The 19,216-nt window shown below is 64.2% G+C and carries 17 protein-coding genes; 4 read left to right on the plus strand and 13 right to left on the minus strand.

The features are described 5' to 3' along the window. Nucleotides 1–106: 106 nt before the first annotated feature. The 12 genes from nhaB to paaG all read right to left on the minus strand — a co-directional run bounded on the left by nhaB (nucleotide 107) and on the right by paaG (nucleotide 12,795). On the minus strand, nucleotides 107–1,609 hold the full coding sequence (nhaB, locus tag AC1RCO_RS05030; protein WP_019093618.1) for a sodium/proton antiporter NhaB: 1,503 nt from the start codon (nucleotides 1,607–1,609) through the stop codon (nucleotides 107–109). Between the two features lie 287 nt (nucleotides 1,610–1,896). Beyond that, nucleotides 1,897–3,951, minus strand: coding sequence for a phenylacetic acid degradation bifunctional protein PaaZ (paaZ, locus tag AC1RCO_RS05035; protein ID WP_492617462.1), 2,055 nt, complete (start codon nucleotides 3,949–3,951; stop codon nucleotides 1,897–1,899). 60 nt (nucleotides 3,952–4,011) lie between these two features. Beyond that, nucleotides 4,012–5,658, minus strand: coding sequence for a cation acetate symporter (locus tag AC1RCO_RS05040; RefSeq protein WP_492617463.1), 1,647 nt, complete (start codon nucleotides 5,656–5,658; stop codon nucleotides 4,012–4,014). Beyond that, a complete protein-coding gene (locus AC1RCO_RS05045) occupies nucleotides 5,655–5,963 on the minus strand; it encodes a DUF485 domain-containing protein (RefSeq protein ID WP_011061425.1) in 309 nt (102 codons plus the stop codon). Before AC1RCO_RS05045 ends, AC1RCO_RS05040 begins: the two co-directional genes overlap by 4 nt. A 110-nt stretch (nucleotides 5,964–6,073) precedes the next feature. After that, a complete protein-coding gene (gene paaE / locus AC1RCO_RS05050; RefSeq protein WP_492617464.1) occupies nucleotides 6,074–7,150 on the minus strand; it encodes a 1,2-phenylacetyl-CoA epoxidase subunit PaaE in 1,077 nt (358 codons plus the stop codon). Nucleotides 7,151–7,179: 29 nt separating this feature from the next. After that, nucleotides 7,180–7,710 (minus strand): 1,2-phenylacetyl-CoA epoxidase subunit PaaD, encoded by a 531-nt coding sequence (paaD, locus tag AC1RCO_RS05055; protein WP_011061423.1) that lies wholly within the window; start codon nucleotides 7,708–7,710, stop codon nucleotides 7,180–7,182. Further along, nucleotides 7,697–8,458 carry a 1,2-phenylacetyl-CoA epoxidase subunit PaaC gene (paaC, locus tag AC1RCO_RS05060; protein ID WP_011061422.1) on the minus strand — a complete coding sequence of 254 codons (762 nt, stop codon included), beginning with the start codon at nucleotides 8,456–8,458 and terminating at the stop codon, nucleotides 7,697–7,699. The genes paaD and paaC overlap by 14 nt, the downstream gene beginning before the upstream one ends. Before the next feature lie 8 nt (nucleotides 8,459–8,466). Next, on the minus strand, nucleotides 8,467–8,748 hold the full coding sequence (gene paaB / locus AC1RCO_RS05065; protein ID WP_065364113.1) for a 1,2-phenylacetyl-CoA epoxidase subunit PaaB: 282 nt from the start codon (nucleotides 8,746–8,748) through the stop codon (nucleotides 8,467–8,469). 69 nt (nucleotides 8,749–8,817) lie between these two features. After that, nucleotides 8,818–9,807, minus strand: coding sequence for a 1,2-phenylacetyl-CoA epoxidase subunit PaaA (gene paaA, locus AC1RCO_RS05070; protein WP_401400139.1), 990 nt, complete (start codon nucleotides 9,805–9,807; stop codon nucleotides 8,818–8,820). 177 nt (nucleotides 9,808–9,984) lie between these two features. After that, on the minus strand, nucleotides 9,985–11,307 hold the full coding sequence (gene paaK / locus AC1RCO_RS05075) for a phenylacetate--CoA ligase PaaK (protein WP_011061419.1): 1,323 nt from the start codon (nucleotides 11,305–11,307) through the stop codon (nucleotides 9,985–9,987). A 219-nt stretch (nucleotides 11,308–11,526) separates the two neighbouring features. After that, nucleotides 11,527–11,976 carry a hydroxyphenylacetyl-CoA thioesterase PaaI gene (paaI, locus tag AC1RCO_RS05080; protein ID WP_011061418.1) on the minus strand — a complete coding sequence of 150 codons (450 nt, stop codon included), beginning with the start codon at nucleotides 11,974–11,976 and terminating at the stop codon, nucleotides 11,527–11,529. Between the two features lie 27 nt (nucleotides 11,977–12,003). Next, nucleotides 12,004–12,795: a 2-(1,2-epoxy-1,2-dihydrophenyl)acetyl-CoA isomerase PaaG gene (gene paaG, locus AC1RCO_RS05085; protein ID WP_123473423.1), complete on the minus strand. Its 792-nt coding sequence runs from the start codon at nucleotides 12,793–12,795 to the stop codon at nucleotides 12,004–12,006. Nucleotides 12,796–13,221: 426 nt separating this feature from the next. On the opposite strand from paaG, the gene paaY reads away from it, so the two are divergent. The 4 genes from paaY (at nucleotide 13,222) to AC1RCO_RS05105 (ending at nucleotide 18,580) form a co-directional block, all read left to right on the plus strand. Next, nucleotides 13,222–13,815 (plus strand): phenylacetic acid degradation protein PaaY, encoded by a 594-nt coding sequence (gene paaY / locus AC1RCO_RS05090; RefSeq protein ID WP_011061416.1) that lies wholly within the window; start codon nucleotides 13,222–13,224, stop codon nucleotides 13,813–13,815. 64 nt (nucleotides 13,816–13,879) lie between these two features. Next, nucleotides 13,880–14,803 carry a phenylacetic acid degradation operon negative regulatory protein PaaX gene (gene paaX, locus AC1RCO_RS05095; RefSeq protein WP_011061415.1) on the plus strand — a complete coding sequence of 308 codons (924 nt, stop codon included), beginning with the start codon at nucleotides 13,880–13,882 and terminating at the stop codon, nucleotides 14,801–14,803. 287 nt (nucleotides 14,804–15,090) lie between these two features. Further along, nucleotides 15,091–16,101 (plus strand): poly(ethylene terephthalate) hydrolase family protein, encoded by a 1,011-nt coding sequence (locus AC1RCO_RS05100; protein WP_011061414.1) that lies wholly within the window; start codon nucleotides 15,091–15,093, stop codon nucleotides 16,099–16,101. 331 nt (nucleotides 16,102–16,432) lie between these two features. After that, nucleotides 16,433–18,580 carry a phosphocholine-specific phospholipase C gene (locus tag AC1RCO_RS05105; RefSeq protein WP_011061413.1) on the plus strand — a complete coding sequence of 716 codons (2,148 nt, stop codon included), beginning with the start codon at nucleotides 16,433–16,435 and terminating at the stop codon, nucleotides 18,578–18,580. Nucleotides 18,581–18,758: 178 nt separating this feature from the next. On the opposite strand, the gene AC1RCO_RS05110 is transcribed toward AC1RCO_RS05105, so the two are convergent. Then, entirely contained in the window at nucleotides 18,759–19,025 is a 267-nt protein-coding gene (locus AC1RCO_RS05110) for a DUF1652 domain-containing protein (RefSeq protein WP_015635695.1), read from the minus strand. Nucleotides 19,026–19,216 lie beyond the last annotated feature (191 nt).

A 19,216-nucleotide genomic window follows, 5' to 3' on the forward strand; every position in this document is an offset into this window, starting at 1 on the left:
ATCGGCAGCGGCAGACGTGGAGAAGAGAAGGTGTGGAGAAGAGACAGGCCCCCAGTCCTGCACCCATTGCGCCCCACCTGCAGTCCCGGGGCGCCCCAAGCGGCGGTTACAACCAGTAGCTCACCGCGTACCAGCCCAGCAGCCCCATCACCACGGTGTAGGGCAGGGCCATCCACACCATCCGTCCGTAGGACAGGCGTACCAGCGGCGCAATCGCCGAGGTCAGCAGGAACAGGAAGGCCGCCTGGCCGTTGGGCGTGGCCACGCTCGGCAGGTTGGTACCGGTATTGATGGCGATCGCCAGGGTTTCGAAGTGCTCGCGGCTCATCTGCCCGGAGATGAAGGCCTGTTTCACTTCGGTGATGTAGATGGTGGCTACGAACACATTGTCGCTGATGGCCGAGAGCAGGCCATTGGCAATGAACAGCATGCCCGGCTGCTGGTCCGCCGGCAGCGCCAGCACCCACTGGATCAGCGGGGTGAACAGCTGTTGCTGGTGAATCACTGCCACCACGGCAAAGAACACCACCAGCAGGGCGGTGAAGGGCATGGCGTCCTTGAACGCGTTGCCCAGGCGGTGCTCGTCGGTGATCCCGGTAAAGGCGGTGATCAGTACGATCACCAGCAGGCCGATCAGTCCGACCTCGGCCACATGCAGGGCCAGGGCGACGATCAGGATCAGTGCCGCCAGCCCCTGCACCAGCAGGGCCGCGCGCTGGCGCGAGGTGCGCTGGGCATCGTCCTCGGCGGCGTAGTTGGCCAGCACCTGGCGCACGTTGTCCGGCAGCAGGGTGCCGTAGCCGAACCAGCGCAGCTTCTCCAGCAGTACGCAGGTCACCAGGCCAGCCGCCAGGACCGGCATCGAAACCGGTGCCACCTTGCTGAAGAAATCGGCGAAGTGCCAGCCCATTTCATGGCCGATCAGCAGGTTCTGCGGTTCCCCCACCAGGGTGCACACGCCGCCCAGGGCGGTGCCCACGGCGCCATGCATCAGCAGGCTGCGCAGGAAGGCGCGGAACTGCTCCAGGTCGTCATGATGCAGGGCTGGCAACTGTTGGTCGTCGGCGAAGGCGCTGTCCTGGCGCGGGTCATTGCCGGACGCCACCCGGTGATACACCGAATAGAAGCCTACCGCGGCGCTGATGATCACCGCGGTGACGGTCAGGGCGTCGAGAAAGGCCGAGAGGAAGGCCGAGAGAAAGCAGAACAGCAGGCCCAGCAGCGCCTTGGAGCGCACCCCCAGCAGCAGCCGGGAGAACAGGTAGAGCAGCAACTCCTTCATGAAGTAGATGCCGGCCACCATGAACATCAGCAGCAGGATCACCGGGAAGTTGTGCACCAGCTCGTCATACAGCGCCTGGGGCGTGGTCATGCCCAGCACCAGTGCCTGCACCAGCAGCAGGCCGCCGGGCATCAAGGGGTAGCACTTGAGGGCCATGGCCAGGGTGAAGATGAATTCGATCACCAGGCACCAGCCGGCGGCGGCCGGGCTGACAGCGAAGAACAGCAGAGGGTTGAGCAACAGGAACGCGACAATGCTTGCCTTGTACCAGCGGGGTGATTGGCCGAGAAAATTGTGGGCGAACGCCTGGGCCATTGAACCGGACATTGGCGGCTCCTTGTAGTGAGAAGCGCGCAACTTGCCCCATGGCGGATTGAGAATCAAGAATTGATGAAATCTTTTGCGACAAACTTCGCCAGCGCCCCAGCGGCCGCCAGTGCACGACCTTCCGTAGGAGCCGGCTTGCCGGCGAAGAGGGCCTTGAGCCTTGCGTAGTCCTCAAGCACGCCTTCGCTGGCAAGCCAGCTCCTACGGGGGGCTGGCGGCGCAAAACTGTTGTAGGAGCCGGCTTGCCGGCGAAGAGGGCCTCGAGTCTTGCGCGGTCTTCAAGGGCTTCACTCAGTACGCTTGGCCACCAGGGTCAGGATGTCGTAGCTGGCCACCACCTCGCCCAGCTGGTTGCTGACTTCCACATCCCAGGCCACCACTCCTTGCGGCGTGCCCTGGGGGCTGAGCTTGCCCTGGTCGATCTTGCGCTTGCAGGTCAGGCGCGCCTGCAGGGTGTCGCCAATGCCCACCGGGGTGATGAAGCGCAGGGTGTCCAGGCCGTAGTTGGCCAGCACCGGGCCGGGGCCCGGGGAAACGAACAGCCCGGCCGCCGCCGAGAGCACGAAGTAGCCATGGGCGATGCGCTTGCCGAACTGCGACTCCCTGGCGGCAATCTCGTCGAAGTGCATATAGAAATGGTCCCCCGACAGGCAACCGAAGTTCACCAGGTCGGCCTCGGTCACGGTGCGCCGGTGGGTCAGCAGGGATTCGCCGATCCGCAGGTCCTGGAAGTGCCGGCGGAAGGGGTGGACCTCGGTTTCGATCATCTGGGCACCGCGCACGTACTCGCCGGTTACCGCCGCCAGCATGCTTGGCGAGCCCTGGATCGCCGCCCGTTGCAGGTAATGCTTGACCGCCCGCAGGCCCCCCAGCTCTTCGCCACCCCCGGCGCGGCCCGGGCCGCCATGCTTGAGCTGTGGCAGGGGCGAGCCGTGGCCGGTGGATTCGCCAGCACAGTGGCGGTCCAGCACCAGCAAGCGACCGTGCCAGGCCGCAGCCCGGGGAATGACCTGGGCGGCAATGGCCGGGCTCTTGGTGACCAGGCTGGCCACCAGGCTGCCCTTGCCGCGAGAGGCCAGCTCCAGTGCCTGGTCCAGGTCGTCATAGGCCATCAGGGTGCTGACCGGGCCAAAGGCTTCGATGTCGTGGGCGCCGCCCTCGGCCATGGGATCGCGCGCCAGCAACAGGGTCGGGGCGAAGAACGCGCCCTGGCTGACGTTTGTGCCTCGGGGCTCGAAGCCGTCCCGGGCACCGAACAGCAGGTCGCTGCTGTGCAGCAGGCTTTGCAGGCGCTCGGCCACATCGCGCTGCTGCTCATGGGAGGCCAGGGCGCCCATGCGCACGCCTTCCACTGCCGGGTCGCCCACCACCACCTTCGACAGGCGCTCGCGCAACCTGGTGGCCACCGCATCCAGTTGTTTGGCGGGGACGATGGCGCGGCGGATGGCGGTGCACTTCTGCCCGGCCTTGACCGTCATTTCCCGTGCCACTTCCTTGATGAACAGCTCGAATTCCTCGTCGTCCGGGCTTACGTCCGGGGCCAGGATCGCGCAGTTCAGCGAGTCGGCCTCGGCATTGAAGGGTACCGAATGACGGATCAGGTTCGGGTTGGCCCGCAGTCGTCCGGCGGTGCTGGCGGACCCGGTGAAGGTCACCAGGTCCTGGCCTTGCAGGCGGTCCAGCAGGTCGCCGGTAGCGCCTATCACCAATTGCAGGCTGCCTTCGGGCAGCAGCCCCGATTCATGCATCAGCCGCACCGCGGCCTCGGTCAGGTAACTGGTGGCGCTGGCCGGCTTGACGATGCAGGGCATGCCGGCGAGGAAGCACGGGGCGAATTTTTCCAGCATGCCCCAGATCGGAAAGTTGAAGGCGTTGATGTGCACCGCCACCCCACCCCGGGGCACCAGGATGTGGCTGCCGGCAAAGCTGCCGAGCTTGCTCAGGGATTGCGCCGGGCCTTCGTGCAACAGGTTGCCCGACGGCAGTTCCCGGGCGCCGAGGCCGGCGTAGCTGAACAGGGTGCTGTTGCCGCCCTCGATATCGATCCAGCTGTCGGCCCGCGTCGCGCCGCTGTGATGGGACAGGGCATAGAGCTGCTCCTTGCGCTCGCTCAGATACAGCGCCAGGGCCTTGAGGTGCTGGGCCCGCTGCTGGAAATCCAGGGCCAGCAAGGCCTTGCCGCCCTGATGGCGACCAAAGGCCAGGGCCTCGGCGAAGTCCGGGGCCTCCTCGTGGGTGTGCGCCACTTCATGCCCATCGATGGTGCTGCGCAGTGACTGGGCCGGATGCTGGCCGAACCAGCGGCCGGCGATGAAGCTTTGCAGGGTAGGAGCCTGTGGCATGGGGATTCCTCCAGAGGGTGAACCGGGTTCGAGCGCGGCAGCCCGCGCTCATGGATGGGGTCAGTGATGAGTGGCGCCGGATGCGCCAATGCCGGTCATGGAACGGATGAACTGCGCCAGGTAGCGCCCGCGCTCCAGTTCGGCCCGGGGCGAGCGGTCGCTGACGGAGAAGGCCCAGGCACAGAAGAACGCCAGGCTCATGGAAAACAGCGCCGGGTTGGCATAGGGAAACAGCGCCTGGGGGTGATGCAGCACATTGACCCAGACCGCCGGGCTGAGCATCAGCAGCACAATCGCCGAGACCAGGCCAGCCAGGCTGCCGCCCACCGCGCCGCGAGTGGTGAGGCCTTTCCAGAACATGGAAAGAAACAGCACCGGGAAATTCACCGAAGCGGCGATGGCCAGCACCAGCCCCGAGAGAAAGGCAATGTTCTGCGATTCGAACAACAGCCCCAGCAGCACCGCCAGCACCCCGATGCACAGGGTGGCGATCCGCGAGACGCGCATTTCCTGCCGGGTGCTGGCCTGGCCCTTGCGCAGCACGCAGGCGTACAGGTCGTGGGAGACCGCCGAGGCGCCGGACAGCGCCAGCCCGGCCACCACCGCCAGGATGGTGGCGAAGGCCACGGCCGAGATGAAGCCCAGGAACAGGTTGCCGCCCACTGCCTGGGCCAGGTGTACGGCAACCATGTTGGCGCCGCCGATGATCGCGCCGCCGGCATCGCGGTACTGGGGCTCGGTACCGACCATGACGATGGCGCCGAATCCGACAATGATCAGCAGCAGGTAGAAGTAGCCGATGAAACCGGTGGCGTAGAACACGCTCTTGCGCGCTTCCCGGGCATCGCTGACGGTGAAGAAGCGCATGAGGATGTGCGGTAGGCCGGCGGTGCCGAACATCATGCCCAGCCCCAGGGAAATGGCATCGATGGGGTTCGACAGCAACCCACCCGGGGCCATGATCGCGCTGCCCTTGGCGTGCACCGCGCTGGCCTGGGCGAACAGCGCCTCGCTGCTGAAGCCGAAGTGCTTGAGCACCATGAAGGCCATGAAGCTGGTGCCCGAGAGCAGCATCAGCACCTTGATGATCTGTACCCAGGTGGTGGCCAGCATGCCGCCGAAGGTCACGTAGCAGACCATCAGCAGGCCCACCAGCATCACCGCATAGAGGTAGCTGATGCCGAACAGCAGCTCGATCAGCTTGCCGGCGCCGACCATCTGCGCCACCAGGTACATCAGCGCCACGCTCAGGGTGCCGAAGGCCGAGGTCAGGCGCACCGGCGTCTGGGCCAGGCGATAGGACACCACGTCGGCGAAGGTGTACTTGCCCAGGTTGCGCAGGCGTTCGGCGATCAGGAACAGGATGATCGGCCAGCCGGCCAGCACCCCCAGGGCGTACAACAGACCGTCGTAGCCATTGAGGAACATCATTGCCGAGATGCCGAGGAAGGACGCCGCGGAAATCATGTCGCCGGCGATCGCTAGGCCATTCTGCATGCCGCTCATGCCGCCACCGGCGGTATAGAAGTCGCTGGCGGAGCGGGTGCGCCGGGCGGCCCAGCGGGTGATGCCGAGGGTCATCAGGACAAACACCAGGAACATGCCGATGGCGTTCCAGTTCAATGGCCGCGCCGGCGTGTCGGCCGCCAGGGCCAGGTCGGTGGCCAGCAGGCAGGGCAGCAGAAATAGAGCGAGCAGGCGCTTCATGGCTGGCACTCGCGCTTGAGCTTGTCGTTCAGCGGGTCCAGCAGGCGGTTGCTGCGGTAGACGTAGAAGCCGGTGAGGGCAAAGGCCAGGCCGATCATAGCCACGCCCACCGGCATGCCGACGCTGGTGGCTCCGCCGGCCAACGAGCGCCCCAGCAGCCCGGGGTGGAAAGCCACCAGCAGTACGAAGCCGTAGTAGGCCAGGAGCATGATCAGGGTCAGCGACCAGTAGAGGCGCTGCTTGCGCCGCACCAGCTGGATGAAGTCCGGATGGCGGGTGATGCGGGCGATCTGTTGTGGGGTCATGGCGCGTTCTCTTGTTTTTGTTGTTGCTGGCACGTGAAGGCGCTGCGCGGCCTTTCGCAGCTTCGCTGGGGCTCGGCAGCGGCTACGGGCGGCTGCGGGGAGCGCCGGAGTCAGAGCTGGTCGAAGTCCAGTACCACCTTGTCGCTGAGCGGGAACGATTGGCAGGAGAGGACGTAGCCGGCCGCGACTTCGTAGTCTTCCAGGGCGTGGTTGCTGTCCATTTCCACTTCGCCTTCGATGACCTTGCATTTGCAGGTGGAGCAGACTCCGGCCTTGCACGAGTAGGGCAGTTCGGCGCCCTGGGCGTTGCCGGCGTCGAGAATGCTCTGGCTGTTGCGCGGCAGGTCGAAGGCCAGGGCGCGGCCGTCGCTGATGACGGTGACCCGGCTGTGCCGGGCATCCAGGGCATGGGCGGTTTCCCGGGCCTGGCGCTTGTGCCCGTCGCTGCCGGCGTGGAACAGCTCGAAGTGGATGCGCTCGGCCGGCATGCCGGCAGCCTTGAGGCTGTCGCGCACGGTTTCGGTCATGGCCTGGGGGCCGCAGATGAACGCGGCCTCCAGTTGCTGGACGTCGAGCCAGCGGGAAAACAGCTGCTGGCACTTGTCCTGGTCGATGCGCCCGTTGTACAGGTCGATGTCCTGCCGTTCGCGACTGAACACGAACATCAGGTTCAGCCGCTGCAGGTAGCGGTTCTTCAGGTCCTCAAGCTGTTCGCGAAACAGCGCCGAGTTGCTGGAGCGGTTGCCGTAGAGCAGGGTGACCCGGCTGTGGGGCTCGGTTTGCAGGGTGCTCTTGATGATCGACAGGATCGGCGTGATGCCGCTGCCGGCCGCCACCGCCAGGTAATGGCCGCGCCGCGCCGGGTCCAGCTCCACATGGAAACGCCCGGCCGGGGGCATCACGTCCAGGCTGTGGCCGGGCTGCAATCGTTCATTGGCGAAGGCCGAGAAACGCCCGCCGGCCACGCGCTTGACCGCGATGCGCAGTTCACCGTCGTTGACCCCGGTGCAGATCGAATAGGAGCGGCGCACCTCCTCGCCTTCAAGCTCGATGCGCAGCACCAGGTGCTGGCCCTGGGTGAATTGGAACTGCTGTTGCAGGTGCGGGGGAACCTCGAAGGCGATGGACACCGCGTCGCGGGTTTCATTGCGCAGGTCCTTGATGGTCAGGCGGTGGAACTGGCTCATGGTGGTTCTCCACTGCGGCGCCGGGCCGCTCAGATGCACTTGAAGTAGTCGAAGGGTTCCAGGCAATCACGGCAGCGATACAGGGCCTTGCAGGCGGTGGAGCCGAACTCGCTGAGGCGCTCGCTGTGGGCGCTGCCGCATTGCGGGCAGAGCACCTGGGGCGTTTCTCCCAGCAGGCTGCGCTTGCTGCTGCCCGAGGGCGGTGCAATGCCGTAGGCCTGCAGACGCTGGCGCCCGCGCTCGGTGATCCAGTCGGTGGTCCAGGCCGGGGTCAGCTGGCGCAGCAGCCTGGGGGCCTTGAAGCCGGCGCGTTCCAGGGCCTGGCGGATGTCGCTTTCGATCACCTCGGTGGCCGGGCAGCCGGAGTAGGTCGGGGTGACCGCCACCTGCAGGTGCCCCTGGTGCCAGTCGAGGTGGCGCACGATGCCCAGGTCGAGCACGCTGACCACCGGCACTTCCGGGTCCATGACCCGGTCGAGGGTGGCCCAGGCGGTGTCCAGGTCCCCGGGCAACGGGTCGCGTGCCCCCAGGTCGCTGCCGATCAGCTCACCAGACCGCATCGGGATAGGCTCGCGGCAGTGATTGCATCTGGGCCAGCAGCAGGCCCAGGTGTTCGGTATGCAGGCCTTTGCGCGCATCCAGGTAGAAGTGGCTGGGCGCTTCGGGCACAGGCAGGGTGGCCCGGGCGAACACCGCGGCGACCCTGTCCTGCCAGGCGGTGGCGACCTGAGCCGGGTCTGCCAGCAGCCCGGCCTGGTGCAACGCGTTCTCCGCAGGATCGGTGGCGATCAGTTCTCCGGTAAAGCGCCACAGCCGCGGCAGGGCCTGGAGCATGCGCCGGTGGCTTTCCTCGGTGCCATCCCCCAGGCGCTCGACCCATTCGCTGGAGCGACGCAGGTGGTAGGTGACTTCCTTGAACGCCTTGGCGGCGACCCCGGCGATGCGTGGATCGCTGGAAAGGCACAGGCCACGAAGGGTTTCCAGGTGCCAGGCGTCGTAGAAGAACTGCTTGAGCATGGTCACCGCGAAGTCGCCATTGGGTTGTTCCACCAGCAGCAGGTTGCGGTAGGCGCGTTCGTCGCGGCGAAAGGCCAGATGGTCGGCATCCCGCCCGTCCGCCAGCAGTTCGGCGGCATAGTCCAGCCAGTTGCGGGCCTGGCCCACCAGGTCGAGACCGACGTTCATCAGTGCCAGTTCTTCTTCCAGGGCCGGGGCCCGGCCGCACCATTCGCACAGGCGCTGGCCCTGGACCAGGGCACTGTCGCCCAGGCGCAGCAGGTGGTTGAGCAGATCGTTTGCAGGGTTCATGGCCGGCCTCACATGTGTCCGACTTCGGGGGGCAACTGATAGAAGCTGGCGTGGCGGTAGACCTTGTCGTCCGCCGGGTCGAACAGCGGCTCCTTTTCGTCCGGCGAGGAGGCGACGATCTGCGCCGACGGCACCACCCACAGGCTCACGCCTTCGCTGCGCCGGGTGTAGAGGTCGCGGGCGTTGGCCATGGCCATCGGGGCATCGGTGGCGTGCACGCTGCCGACATGCTTGTGGTTGAGGCCGTGCTTGCTGCGCACGAAAACCTCGTAGAGGGTCCATTCAGACATTGCAGTGACTCCACATCAGGGCTGGAGGGCCATTGCCCCTGGGGGCCATGGCCGGGGGTGAACGGGCTCTCAGGCGGCGTCGCGAGCGGCCTTCCGGGCGGCGTGGGCCACGGCGGCAGCCCGCACCCAGGCGCCGTCCTCGATGGCCTGGCGGCGGGTGTCCAGGCGTTCCTGGTTGCACGGGCCGTTGCCCTTGAGCACTTCGTAGAATTCTTCCCACTGGATTTCGCCAAAGTCGTAATGGCCGCGCTCGGCGTTCCACGCAAGCTCCGGGTCGGGGCAGGTGCAGCCCAGCAACTCCAGTTGCGGGATGGTCTGGTCGATGAAGCGCTGGCGCAGTTCGTCGTTGCTCTGGCGCTTGATCTTCCAGGCCATGGACTGGGCACTGTTGGGGGAGTGTTCGTCGCTGGGGCCGAACATCATCAGGGCCGGCCACCAGAGACGGTTGATGGCGTCCTGGACCATGTCCCGCTGTGCCTGGTTGCCCTCGCGCATCATGGTCAGGAGGATTTCGTAGCCCTGGCGCTGGTGGAAGCTCTCTTCCTTGCAGATGCGCACCATGGCCCGGGAGTAGGGGCCGTAGGAGGTGCGTTGCAGCACCACCTGGTTGACGATGGCCGCGCCATCCACCAGCCAGCCCACGGCGCCCATGTCGGCCCAGTTCAGGGTCGGGTAGTTGAAGATGCTCGAATACTTGGCCTTGCCGCTGTGCAGCCGGGTCACTTCTTCGTCGCGGTCGGCCCCCAGGGTTTCCATGGCGCTGTACAGGTACAGGCCGTGGCCGGCTTCGTCCTGGATCTTGGCCATCAGTTGCAGCTTGCGCTTGAAGGTCGGGGCACGGGTGACCCAGTTGCCTTCGGGCAGCATGCCGACGATTTCCGAATGGGCGTGCTGGGAGATCTGCCGGATCAGGGTCTGGCGGTAGGCCTCGGGCATCCAGTTCTTGGCTTCGATCTTGATCTCGTCGTCGATCCTTTGCTGGAAGCTGCGTTCCTGTTCGGACATCTCGGCCAGTGGCGTGACGCGCTTGACCCCCGTTTCTACCAGCTGTGCGTACATGTGGCGTCTCCCGGTGTGAAGGTGTGGCTGGGCATGGGAATGTTTATATGTGATACGCAAATTAATATCAAACATAAAATAACGTGTCATGTTTGATTTTGGTATCGCATTGCCCCCCTGGGCCTTTGCCAAGGCAAAAAAAAGCCCCGCATCAGCGGGGCTTCCAGGAAGGATGGATTAGCGGTTGCGTTTGTCGATTACCCGGCAAGCCTTGCCTTCGGAGCGCTTGATGCTGAATGCCGGCTGCAAAACGATACGCGAGCTGATACCGATATGGGTCTTTATGTGGCGGCTGAGATCGCCGCAGAGGGCCCGCTGCTGCTCGTCCCCCAGTTGCTGGTGCTCAGGCTTGAGCTCGACGTGGATGTCAACGCTGTCGAGGTTGCCGTGGCGGTACAGGTGGATCTCGTAGCAGGGGGCCAGTTGCCCGACCTTCAGCACCTGCTCTTCGACCTGGGTGGGGAACACGTTGACCCCGCGGATGATCAGCATGTCGTCGCTGCGCCCGGTGATCTTGTCGATGCGCCGCATGGGCCGCGCCGTGCCCGGCAACAGCCGGGTCAGGTCGCGGGTGCGATAGCGGATCATCGGCAGCGCTTCCTTGGTCAGGGAGGTGAGCACCAGCTCGCCCAGTTCGCCATCGGCCAGTACCTGGCCGGTGATCGGATCGATGATTTCCGGGTAGAAGTGATCCTCCCAGAGGGTAGGGCCGTCGCGGGTCTGCGCGCATTCCATGGCCACCCCGGGGCCGATGATTTCCGACAGCCCGTAGATGTCCAGGGCAGTGATGCCCAGGCGCTGTTCGATGGCACTGCGCAGTTCGTCGGTCCAGGGTTCGGCACCGAAGATTCCCAGGCGCAGCGCCAACTGGTGCGGGTCCAGGCCCTGGCGCTCGATCTCGTCGGCGATGTTGAGCATGTAGGAGGGGGTGACCATGATGATGTCCGGCTGGAAATCCTTGATCAGTTGCACCTGCTTCTCGGTCTGGCCGCCGGACATGGGGATCACCGTGCAGCCCAGGCGTTCGGCGCCGTAGTGCGCCCCCAGGCCGCCGGTGAACAGGCCGTAGCCGTAGGAAATATGCACCTTGTCCCCGGGCCGGCCGCCGGCGGCGCGGATCGAGCGCGCCACCACCTGCGCCCAGGTGTCGATGTCGTTGCGGGTGTAGCCGACCACCGTGGGCTTGCCGGTGGTGCCGCTGGAGGCGTGCAGGCGTACCACCTGGTCCATGGGCACGGCGAACATGCCATAGGGGTAGTGGTCGCGCAGATCGGCCTTGGTCGTGAAGGGCAGGTGCGCCAGGTCTTCCAGGCGCTTGATGTCCTGGGGGTGCACCCCGAGCTGGTCGAAGCGCTGGCGGTACAGCGGGACCCTGTCGTAGGCGTGGTTCAGGCTCCAGCGCAGGCGTTCCAGCTGGTGCTGGCGCAGGTGGTCGATGCTGGCGGTTTCCATCGGGTCCAGCAGCGCGTCGGGCACGGTTCCGGCAATCGGCATGTTCATGGTGTCACTCGAATTGTTGTTGTCTTGTAGCCCGCCGGCGGGCGGGCTCTGAGTGCATGCCCCGGGGCGCAGGCGAGCCCCGGGGGAGTCTTTTTACTGTGCTTGCAGCCGCTCGCTGATCAGCGCGATGCCCGGGTCGACACCGATGCACATGGTGCACAGCGCGTAGCGGCCCCGGCGCTGCCAATGAGGATACGGACGGCATCGATGAGCAGTGGGTCATTCATGGGAGGTCTCCTGTGTCAGCACCGGGCCGTGCACTTGGTAGGATTTGCCTTGGAGCAGGGCGATGAGCCGGCCCTGCTGGTTTTCCACGCGCACCGCGTAGTGGCCGGTGCGGCCGCCGCGGTTCTGTTCATGGCAGTCGGCGGTCAGCGTGTCGCCCAACTGCGCCGGGGCGATGTACTCGATGCTGCAACCCAGGGCCACCGTGGCCCGGTCATGGCTGTTGCAGGCAATGGCGAAGGCCGAATCGGCGAGGGTGAAGATCAGGCCGCCGTGGCAGGTGCCGTGGCCCTGCAGCATGTCGGCCCGCACGCTCATGCCCAGGCGCGCCGCACCGGGCGCCACCGACAACAGGCGCATGCCCAGGGCGTTGCTTGCCGGGTCACGTTCGAACAGGGTCCGGGCGCAGCGCCGGGCCAGTTCCATGGCGTCATGTTCAGTCATGCAGGGGCCTCCTTGGAGTCGCCGTGGTCAGCAGCCCTTGAACACGGGGCTGCGTTTATCCATGAAGGCGCTGACGCCTTCGCGGTAGTCCTCGCTGCACCCGGCCAGGCGTTGCAGGTCGCGCTCCAGGTCCAGTTGCTCATCGAAGCTGTTGTGCAGGCTGGCATTGAGGCTGCGCTTGATCAGGCCCAGGCCGTAGGTGGGTTGGGTAGCCAGGTGCCGGGCCAGGCTCAGGGCCTGGTCCCGCAGTTGGGCATCATCCACGCACTGGTAGATCAGGCCCCACTGCTCGGCCTGTTCGGCACTCAGGCGGTTGCCGAGCAGGGCCAGGGCCTTGGCCCGGGCCATGCCCACCAGGCGCGGCAGCAGCCAGGTACCGCCGGAATCGGGAACCAGCCCGAGCTTGCAGAAGGCCTGGATAAAGCTTGCCGAGCGTGCGGCCAGTACCAGATCGCAGGCCAGGGGCAGGTTGGCCCCGGCCCCGGCGGCCACCCCGTTGACCGCGCAGATCACCGGCAGCGGCAGGTCCCGCAGGGCCCGCACCAGGGGGTTGTAGAAGGTTTCGATGGAGGCCCCCAGGTCCGGCGCGGCGCCGCCGGGTGCCACGGTGCGCTCGCCCAGGTCTTGCCCGGCACAGAAGCCCCGGCCTTCCCCGGTCAGCAGCAGGACCCGCACCTGCGGGTCATTGCGCACCAGGTCCAGGGCTGCCTGAACCTCGCGGTGCATCGTCGGGTTGAAGCTGTTGAGCTGTTCGGGGCGGTTGAGGCTGAGAAGGGCCACGCCCTCGCTGATGGAGAACAGGATGGTGGTGAAGTTCATGGGCGGGGCGCTCTGTGCTGGGCGATCAGGCGAACACCACCGACAGGCGTGGAGGCAAGGCGTTGAGGCATGGTGAATGTCCTCGGGGTGGCCGGTGGTCGGCTCGATTGTCGGGTCGGCTGGTTGGCCGGTTTTCGTCGAGTATATCGCCAATGTGATACATAAAAACAATAGCTACGTTAATTTAATGTGTCTTGATTTTGAATGTCGGTCCAGCTTTTTTTGTAGCCACAGGCTCACGACAAAAGCCTCCAGGCTGCCTAAGGTGTTGATAAATACGGGACTGACAAGTCTTTGTGGAGCAGCCAGGCTGGCTGATTGCGGCGGCGCCGGTCTTGTGCCTGGCCAATAATCTGATACAAACTGCCATCCGCAGTTCATCGTATTTCCTGCTTTCAGATGACGTGTTCTTCAAGGAACCTCTCCATGACCTGTTACAGCCTCGATGGATTGACCCCGGTGGTCGACCCCAGCGCTTATGTGCACCCTTCAGCGGTGCTGATTGGTGATGTGATTGTCGGCGCCCATTGTTACGTCGGCCCGTTGGCCAGCTTGCGGGGCGATTTTGGGCGGATCGTTCTGGAGGAGGGGGCAAACCTGCAGGATACGTGTGTGATGCATGGTTTTCCCGACAGCGATACGGTGGTCGAGCGCAACGGCCATATAGGTCATGGCGCTGTCCTGCATGGCTGTCGAATTGGCGCCGACGCCCTGGTGGGCATGAATGCGGTGGTGATGGACAACGCGCATATCGCGCCCCGTTGCATCGTTTCCGCGGCAGCCTTTGTCAAGGCCGGCTTCGAGTGTGCGCCACAGTCGCTGATCATGGGTACGCCGGCCCGGGTCAGCCGCCCGCTCAGTGATGCGGAGCTGGCCTGGAAGCAGGCGGGGACCCGCGAATACCAACAGCTGGCCAGGCGTTGCCTGGAGCAGATGCGGCCTTGCGAGCCGCTGCGGGAGGCAGAGCCCGGACGCCCGCGAATCGGCAACAGTGCGCTGCGCCCCAAGGCTCGCCCATGAACCTGCCCGGGCGCTATAGCTGCCTGAAACCCGCTATATTCCTTCCTTTTTTACCGGTACATCCATGTCGTCCCTAGCGCCACTGAACCACCTGATCAAACGTTTCCAGGAGCAGACTCCGATCCGCGCCAGTTCGCTGATCATCACCCTGTACGGCGATGCCATCGAGCCCCACGGCGGCACGGTGTGGCTGGGCAGCCTGATTCAGTTGCTGGAGCCCATGGGGATCAACGAGCGTTTGATCCGCACCTCGATCTTCCGCCTGAGCAAAGAGGGCTGGCTGAGCGCTGAAAAGGTCGGCCGGCGCAGTTACTACAGCCTGACCCTGACCGGGCGCCGGCGCTTTGACAAAGCCTTCAAGCGCGTGTACAGCGCCGGAGTGCCGGCCTGGGACGGCGCCTGGTGCCTGGTGATGCTCTCGCAACTGTCTGTCGAGTTGCGCAAGCAGGTGCGCGAAGAGCTGGAATGGCAGGGGTTCGGCGCCATGTCGCCGGTACTGCTGGCCTGCCCGCGCAGTGATCGGGCCGATATCAACGCCACCCTGGCGGAGCTTGGTGCCCAGGAAGACACCATCGTCTTCGAGACCACGCCCCAGGATGTCCTGGGTTCCAGGGCCCTGCGCCTGCAAGTGCGGGAAAGCTGGAACATCGATGAACTGGCAGCCCACTACAGCGAGTTCATCCAGCTGTTCCGCCCGCTCTGGCAGGCCCTGCGCGAGCAGGAGCAGTTGCAGCCCCAGGATTGCTTCCTGGCCCGGCTGCTGCTGATTCATGAGTACCGCAAGCTGCTGCTGCGCGATCCGCAACTGCCCGACGAACTGCTGCCCGGGGATTGGGAAGGCCGCGCGGCGCGCCAGTTGTGTCGCAACATCTATCGCCTGATCCAGGCCCGGGCCGAAGAATGGCTGGCCACTGCCCTGGAGAACGCCGATGGCCCGTTGCCGGATGTCGGCGAAAGCTACTACCGGCGTTTTGGCGGGCTGGTCTAGCCCGCCCATCCACGGGGTGCCAGCTGTGATGCCCGAGGCCAGGGGATAGGCCCCGGGCGTTGTAGCCCGGGTTTATCACGGCCCGGATGTTAAATAGTCATTGACCTGCGAATTTGTCCTGATCTAGGGTCGCGAACGCATTCAATGCAACTAAGCAGAGAATGTTTCAGCGCTATTGCAGTTGAATGACGTGCACTGCAAGTTTGAAGATATTTGCAATATAGGGAGCATGGCCAGGTACAGGTATTCGGTCCTGCAGGGAAAGCAGACAGATAAAGGAATTATCGATGAAGTGGATTCGCAACCTGGCTACAAAGTTCGGCCTGGCCATGATGTTGGTTATTTGGGGCAAGTTGGCTATTGCTTCGCAACTGGTTCCGGCATTTGGGCTGGCCAATGATCAATATGCCAAGTCTCCGGGGCCCTATGCAGTCAGCACCAATGCTGTTCTAAGTGATTGCCGTGGGTTGTTGGGGGTATTGGCGCGGATCATGCTGTTGGATAACAGCCTGCAATGCAATCAGTCCTTTCCTTACGGATTCTCCAATCCGATCTCCACCAGTGTCTATTACCCGTCCAATATCAAGCAATTGGACAAGTTGCCAGTGGTCAACTTCGTCGGCGGCATTCTTTCCAACCAGGGGCAGTACACAGATCTGCTGCGGCTGTGGGCGAGCTACGGCTTCATCGTGATCATCTCCTCGGACTTCATCAACACCGCCCCCACCATGCATGTGCTCGGCGCCCTGGAACTGAGCAAGCTCAACCAGGACCCGACCTCGCCACTGTTCGGCAAGGTCGACCTGTCGCGCACCATTGTGGCGGGGCATTCGGCGGGAGGAGGCGCATCGATTCTATCGGCAAGCCTCTTGCCAGAGACCTTGAAGGGCATCGACCCGCAGTTGCGCTATATCGGCTCGCTGCCGATCGAACCCGGGCCGATCGGCCTTGGCTCCACGGTAAAGACACCGACCCTGGTGCTCACCGGCGCAGCGGACGTAGTGGTCCCGGCCTGGGCCTGGCCAAGGCTGTGGCAGGGCGGGCTGATCAAAGCCGTGCCGGGCTGGAGCGCAACCGCCCATAACGCCACCCATTTCAGCCCGGTCAGAAGCGTCAGGGAAGATGAGTTTGCCGGTATTACCACGGCCTGGATCTTATATATCGGCAAGAATGACCCGGCCGCCAAAGAATACTTTGTCGGTGAAGATTACAAACTGGCCCGAGATCCGCAGTTCATTCGCCTGCTATTCAACCCGCTGCGGGTCCAGCGCAATGAAGTAGCCGATAGCCTTCAATAGCACTGTGCTTTCTCCGGTAAAACGGATACAGCCCAGGGAGTGTGCGAAGCCTGTTTTCTGGCCCATTCAATAGTGCATTTCGCCAGCGCAAAGTTAAGGCGCCGGCGAAATGTACCGGGCGTTTCTTGAACTCGGGTGTTTTATTCATGAAATATTCTTCCTGCGTTACCTGGCAATGAGTTATTGCCGAACTGGCAAGGTAGGGCAGTGGCGGGTAGTTGTACGTTTCATGAACCAACTGCAATGGCAATGTCACTGCATTGTTATTTGCGACCAATACCTTGGGGGCAGCGTTATATATCGCGCTGCAACCATAAGGACTCAATAACCCATGCCCAGTCTTACACGCAGGAAGCTCTTGCAAGCGGCCGCCATCGGTACTTTCTTTTCCTCATTGCCGGCATCCATCCGCCAGGCCCTGGCGATACCGGCGAACAATCGGACCGGGACCATCAAGGACGTCGAGCACGTGGTGATCCTGATGCAGGAAAACCGTTCGTTCGACCACTACTTCGGCACCTTTCCCGGGGTACGCGGCTTCAGTGACCGCTTCACCATCCCCCAGACCGGTCAACGGGAAGTGTGGGAGCAACAGGGCAAGGGCCGGCTGGTGATGCCTTATCACCTGGACAGCAGCAAGGGCAACGCCCAGCGCGTCAGCGGCACCCCGCATTCCTGGGCGGACGCCCACTCGGCCTGGGGCGAGGGGCGTATCAGCGCCTGGCCGACCTACAAGACCAATACCTCCATGGGCTACTACCGCGAGCAGGAACTGCCTTTCCAGTTCGCCCTGGCCAACACCTTCACCCTGTGTGACGCCTACCACTGCTCGGTGCACGCCGGCACCAACCCCAACCGGCTGTTCCTCTGGACTGGCAGCAATGGCGCGAGCGCAGCCAAGGTGGCGGCGGTGGTCAACGAATGGGACGGCCCGGGGCCGGTGAATGTCGGCTACAGCTGGAAGACTTACCCCGAGCGCCTGGAAGAGCAGGGCGTGAGCTGGAAGGTGTACCAGCACCTGCCGGACAACTTCGGCGACAACCCGCTGGCGGGGTTCCGGCAGTACCGGGCCGCCAGCGTGCAGGTCGGCAACCCGGCCCAGCCGCCGAAGGATTTCAATGCCTTCGTGCCCTACAGCGACGGGCTCAACGCTGTGGCGCCGCTGTACAAGGGCAATGGCAATACCCTGCCGGCCAGCAGCGGCAGCAACCTGGAGACCATCATTGGCGGGTTTCGCAACGACGTGCAGGCCGGCAAGCTGCCCCAGGTCAGCTGGATTGTCGCGCCGGCAGCCTATTCCGAGCATCCCGGGCCTTCGAGCCCGGTGCAGGGCGGCTGGTTCACCCAGGAAATTCTCCTGGCCTTGACCAGCAACCCCGAGGTCTGGAGCAAGACGGTACTGCTGGTGACCTACGATGAAAACGACGGTTTCTTCGACCATATGCCGTCGCCCTCGGCGCCTTCGCGGCGCAAGGACGGCAGCTTTGCCGGCAAGTCCACCCTGGGTTTCGACAGCGAACTGTTCACCCACCCGGCCCCGGCGGGCTCGACCCAGCAACCCTTGCCCGATGGCGGCGTATACGGGCCGGGGCCGCGGGTGCCGATGCTGGTGCTGTCGCCCTGGAGCCGTGGTGGCTGGGTCAACTCGCAAGTGTTCGACCATACCTCGGTGCTGCAATTTCTCGAGAAACGCTTTGGCGTGCGAGAGCCGAACATCAGCGCCTGGCGGCGGGCAGTCTGCGGCGACCTGACCTCGGCGTTCAACTTTGCCGACCCCAACCACGAAACCCTTCCCGCGCTGCAGACCACTACCCGCCAGGCCGCCGACAGCCTGCGCCAGCGCCAGGAAAAACTGCTGCCGGTACCGCTGCCCTCGGCCGGCCAGCAACTGGCGCCGCAGCAGCAGCGCCTGGCCCGGCCTTCCCGGGCCTTGCCCTATCGGCTGCATGTGGACAGCCAGGCCGATCCCAAGGCTCGCACCTTGTCGCTGAGCCTGCAGAACACTGGGGAGCAAGGGGCGGTATTGCATGTCTACGATGGCCTGCACCTGAGCGAGATTCCCCGCCGCTATACCGTGGAAGCCGGCAAGGCCCTGCAGGACAGCTGGCCGGTGGTGGAGCGCTATCAGCTCTGGGTCCTGGGCCCCAACGGGTTTCATCGCAGTTTCCACGGCGACCTGAAAACCCTGCAGCCCGAACTGCTGGTGACCACCAGCAACAGCCAGTTGCAACTGACCCTGAGCAATCCGGGGGAACACGGGGTGGTCATCAGTATCGATCGCTGCCCCTACACCCAGCAGGGCCCATGGACCTTGGCGGTACCGGCCCGGGGCGAGGTGCGCCAGGTGTTTGCCTGCGAGGGCAGTGGCGGCTGGTACGACCTGACGCTACGCAGCGACGGCGGCTGGCTGCGCCGGATCGCCGGGCGCCTGGAAACCGGAGCACACAGCATCAGCGACCCCTTGATGGGCCGGGCATGAAGACCTTGGCAAAAATGAGGGCGCTTTCGAAGTGAAACCGGAAGCCGGGCTGGATAACGACAAGAGCAACTAATACCCGGAAGGTAGAAGTTGTAGAGGAGGGCAGGATAGATAGGGTGCTTAGTTGTTTGCTTTAAATAACGGATCACCCCTTCGGGTGATCCGTTAACAGCATCGCTTACTTGGGCATGGCCCAGGACTGCAAGGTATAACCGTCCTGGCTCAGTTCGGCGCGGGCCTGTTTGAGCAGGTCTTCCAGCTGGGCTGGATCGGAGTAGGCACTGCTGGGAATCTGGGTGTGGCCAATACGGGTGCTGGTGCGGTCGATGACGGTCAGGCTGAGTTCGCCATTACCGTCCTGTGGAGCCCAGGCCACGCATTGAAAAGGTTGGAATGCGCGGTCGGCGATCAAAAGTGCTTCGTTGATACGGAGCGGGGCGTTCATGGGGTCTTCTCTCTGTGTGCCCAATCAAATGATGTGCCGTCGGTTGGGCTTACCGTTCGGCTGGTCATTTGTACTGATGCACCGAGGTAGCACTCGGGTCACACTGAAAAACAAGTTTTTACAACTTTCGTGCATAGGCCTTGTGGCCGGGCCCTTAGTTGCGGGGGCTGGATAAAACAACTGCGACAATC

The sequence above is a fragment of the Pseudomonas sp. GW823-FHT03E05 genome (assembly GCF_058796855.1).